We start from the raw sequence: 4307 nt of genomic DNA, 5'->3' as shown, positions 1-4307 counted from the left end.
ATTATCTGGTCTGAACAAACCACATTATTCGTGCTCAAATCGGGTGTAGAGGTGATGGTGCTGTTAAAAGGGCATTGTGCTGAAACATAAGTAAGGCTAAAAAAGAATAGAAGAAATGGTAAATAATTTTTCATTGTGATACTTTTTTAAAGATTGATTGATTTACAGACGAAGTTATTTAAAAAAAGTTACAAATAAAAAACCGGAAGACTTGAAAAGCGTTCCGGCTGTAAATATATATTGAAAATACTATTTATTTATGATGCATAAAGGCTTGCTTTGCACGTAATTCTTCTTCAGTTTCCACGTGATCTTCATCGGGCACACAACAATCCACCGGACAAACGGCGGCACATTGCGGCTCTTCGTGAAACCCCTGGCACTCTGTACATTTATCAGGCACGATGTAGTAAATCTCATCACTCACCGGTTCCTGAACAGCATCTGCATCCACTTCCTTGCCGTTGGGTAGCACTACCCTGCCTTCCAGATCAGTCCCGTCTGAATAGCGCCAGTCGTCTGCTCCTTCATATATTGCCGTGTTGGGGCATTCCGGCTCACACGCGCCACAGTTGATGCATTCATCGGTGATTATTATTGCCATAGTTTTCTTTTTCTTTCCGTAAATTTGCACAAAAATAACGCCAAAAGATTTCATAACCAAATTGCTTTATGACATTAACAGAACGAAAAAACGCCTTTACCGCCTTAGGAAAATTTCTATCGCAATTTGACGAAACCCCACCCATTAAGCTTGAAAACATTCCGAATAACGAACTCTTTTTTGATGGTATGCTTCACCAGTTAAAATTGGCCGAAGAACACAACGGCTGGTTTACCAAAGAAAATATCCGCTATGCAATCAACGGTTGGGGTGAAGCTCTAAATGAAACTAACCTAAACAAATGGGTTTCTGAATACAAATTTGATGAAGTTTCGCCAAAAACCGTCGCTATCATTATGGCGGGCAATATCCCGCTGGTGGGCTTTCACGATTTTTTATCGGTGCTGATTACGGGTCACAAAGTTATCGTTAAGCAATCGTCTAAAGACAAGCAACTGCTCCCCTATTTGGCAAAATACCTGGAATATGCAGAGCCGCAATTCAAGGGACAAATCAGTTTTACTGATGAAAGATTAAGCGGTTATGACGCCATCATTGCTACAGGAAGTGACAACACGGCACGTTATTTTGAATATTACTTTAAAAGCAAACCCCATATCATCAGAAAGAACAGGAACTCGGTTGCTATATTGACAGGAAATGAAACCGACGAACAACTCAAGCTGCTGGGAGAAGACATTTTCAGGTATTTTGGACTGGGATGCCGCAATGTTTCCAAGCTTTTTGTGCCTAAAGATTACCATTTTGACCGGTTGTTTGAAGCAGTTTATGAGTGGAACCGGTTGATGGACATTCATAAATATGCCAACAATTATGACTACAACAAGGCCGTATATTTGATGAGTGAGTTCAACTTTCTGGACAATGGTTTTTTTATGCTCAAGGAAGACGAAAGTTACAGTTCGCCCATCGCCACTTGCTTTTTTGAGTATTATGATAACCCAGAAGCATTAAAAACCAAGCTTAAAACTGATGCAGAAAAAATTCAGTGTGTGGTGGCCAACGGATTTTCTGAAAACGAAATTCCTTTCGGGCAAACCCAAAACCCTCAACTATGGGATTATGCCGATGGCGTGGACACTGTTAGTTTCTTGTTGAAAATTTAATATTTTCCGTTGGATATTTAAGCTAATAGTCAGTATTTTAGCAACTTTAAAAACCATCCGTTTAATCCACTATGAACATACACAATTTTAGTGCAGGCCCCAGTATATTGCCTCAAACCGTATTTGAACAAGCTTCGGCAGCCGTTCTGAATTTCAACAATTCCGGGCTGTCCATTCTTGAAATTTCCCACCGCAGCAAAGATTTTATTGCCGTAATGGGTGAGGCTCAAAGCCTTGCTTTGGAACTTTTGGATTTAAAAGACAAGGGTTATAAGGCTTTGTTTTTACAGGGAGGTGCAAGCCTGCAATTTGTGATGCTTGCACAAAATTTACTGAACACCAAAGCCGGATACATCAACACCGGTACCTGGTCCAACAATGCCATTAAAGAAGCCAAGTTTTTTGGTGAAATGGTTGAAGTGGCTTCTTCAAAAGATCAAAACTACAACTACATTCCAAAAAATATCAACGTTCCTTCGGATATTGATTACTTGCATTTAACCACCAATAACACCATTTTTGGAACCCAGTTTAAAGAATTTCCAAAAAGTTCAGTACCTGTTGTTTGTGATATGAGCAGTGATATTTTTTCGAGAGATATCGACTACAGTCAATTTGATTTGATTTATGCGGGGGCTCAGAAAAATATGGGTCCGGCGGGAACCACTTTGGTTGTGATTAAAGAGGACATTTTAGGGAAAGTCAGCAGACTGATTCCCAATATACTCAATTATAAAATGCATATTGAAAAAGAAAGTATGTATAACACCCCGGCTGTTTTTGCCGTATATGTGTCCATGCTCACCCTGAAATGGCTCAAGGAAAAAGGCGGTATTGCTGCCATTGAAAAGGTAAACAACAAAAAGGCAGCGCATCTTTATGCCGAAATAGACCGCAATCCCTTGTTTAAAGGTTTTGTTCAAAATCCCGAAGACCGTTCTGTGATGAATGCCACATTCAATCTTGTGGATGAAACCCATAAGGAAACGTTTGACACTTTATTAAAGCAAGCGGGTATCAGCGGTCTCAACGGCCACCGAAGCGTGGGTGGTTATAGAGCCTCTATGTACAACGCCCTGCCTTTTGAAAGTGTGAAGTTGCTAGTAGAAGTGATGCAGGATCTTGAAAATAAAATTTAAAATATGTAGAGAGATTTTTTTTATTTTTTCTCCTGCCCGCCTTGGCGGGTGAAATGAAAAAAATCCAAATTAATTTCAAGTTTAAATAGAATTGAATTTAAAACTTTTATCAAATAACTATTATTCCATTAACTATATCAAATGAAAATATTAGCCAACGACGGAATTTCAAAAAGCGGAATTGATGCCCTGGAACAAGCGGGCTTTGAAGTAATCACCACTAAAGTTGCTCAGGAACAACTTATCAACTATGTGAATCAGCATCAAATTGATGTAATACTTGTTCGCAGTGCCACAACAGTGAGAAAAGAAGTGATTGATGCCTGTCCATCTTTAAAAGTGATTGGCCGTGGCGGTGTGGGTATGGACAATATAGATGTTGCTTACGCCAGGGAAAAAGGCCTGCATGTAATCAATACCCCTGCTGCATCATCGGCATCGGTGGCTGAACTTGTTTTTGCACATCTTTTTACGGGAGTTCGCTTTTTATATGATGCCAATAGAAATATGCCCCTTGAGGGAGACAGCAGGTTCAACGAGTTGAAAAAATCCTATGCCAAAGGAATAGAACTGCGTGGAAAAACCCTGGGAATTATCGGTTTGGGAAGAATTGGTAAGGAAGTGGCAAAAATTGCATTGGGTTGTGGTATGGAAGTCATTGCCCACGATAACTACATCGATTCAGCCACGGTTACTGTAAGCTTGTTTAACGGGCAGTCCATTCATGTCAACATTGATAGTATCCCCTTTGCGCAAGTATTGAAAAAAAGTGATTTTATCACCCTGCATGTTCCGGCTCAAAAACAATTTGTTATTGGTCAGGCAGAAATGGAACTGATGAAAGACGGTGCCGGCATCATCAATACCGCTCGTGGTGGTGTGATTGATGAAGTGGCATTACTGAAAGCTTTGGACAGCGGAAAATTGAGTTTTGCCGGACTCGACACTTTTGTGGAAGAGCCCACACCGGCGGTGCAGGTACTGATGCACCCCAAAGTATCTTTAAGCCCGCATATAGGTGCAGCCACACTTGAAGCCCAGGACCGCATTGGCACGGAACTGGCAGAACAGATTGTTTCAATTTTGAAAAAGTAAAATCCAGGTTTATAGAGCCATATATTTAATTGAGTGACTTTTTGTTAAATACCGTTAAGCAAAAATCCCGAAAGTTTGAATTTTAGTATCTTTGCAATCTATGAGGTATTTACTTGTCATATTTGGTTTTGCTTTGATGGTTGTGAGTTGTGACACCACCAAGCCTGTGGTTCAGGCAGATACTGATACTGCTAAACTCTCTGATACCGTTAGAATAGCCAATGATGAGATTGAGTATGAAATCATAATCATTGAACCCGGTTTTAATTCATGGTTAATCACCCAACCTCCTAAGGGTTATTATGGTCTTACCTATCTTGAAACCCGAAACCGGCAGTATGT

General features: G+C 40.2%; 4 protein-coding genes and 1 pseudogene. 4 read left to right on the top strand and 1 reads right to left on the bottom strand.

The window, feature by feature from the left end:
- Positions 1–253 precede the first annotated feature (253 nt).
- The gene (locus AC6F75_RS12020) at positions 254–604 is read right to left on the bottom strand and encodes a 4Fe-4S dicluster domain-containing protein (RefSeq protein ID WP_500715268.1); all 351 of its coding nucleotides are present in this window, start codon (positions 602–604) and stop codon (positions 254–256) included.
- A gap of 68 nt (positions 605–672) precedes the next feature.
- Here AC6F75_RS12020 and AC6F75_RS12015 point away from each other — a divergent pair, with 68 nt between their 5' ends.
- The 4 genes and pseudogenes from AC6F75_RS12015 to AC6F75_RS12000 all read left to right on the top strand — a co-directional run.
- Positions 673–1731: an acyl-CoA reductase gene (locus tag AC6F75_RS12015; RefSeq protein ID WP_500715267.1), complete on the top strand. Its 1059-nt coding sequence runs from the start codon at positions 673–675 to the stop codon at positions 1729–1731.
- Between the two features lie 71 nt (positions 1732–1802).
- A complete protein-coding gene (gene serC, locus AC6F75_RS12010; RefSeq protein ID WP_500715266.1) occupies positions 1803–2870 on the top strand; it encodes a 3-phosphoserine/phosphohydroxythreonine transaminase in 1068 nt (355 codons plus the stop codon).
- Positions 2871–3011: 141 nt separating this feature from the next.
- Positions 3012–3965 (top strand): NAD(P)-dependent oxidoreductase, encoded by a 954-nt coding sequence (locus AC6F75_RS12005; RefSeq protein ID WP_500715264.1) that lies wholly within the window; start codon positions 3012–3014, stop codon positions 3963–3965.
- 100 nt (positions 3966–4065) lie between these two features.
- Positions 4066–4307: pseudogene (locus AC6F75_RS12000) on the top strand (DUF6146 family protein); the annotation flags it as partial.

The sequence above is a fragment of the Planktosalinus sp. genome (genome assembly GCF_059864935.1).
This window is presented reverse-complemented; position numbering and strand designations above follow the sequence as displayed.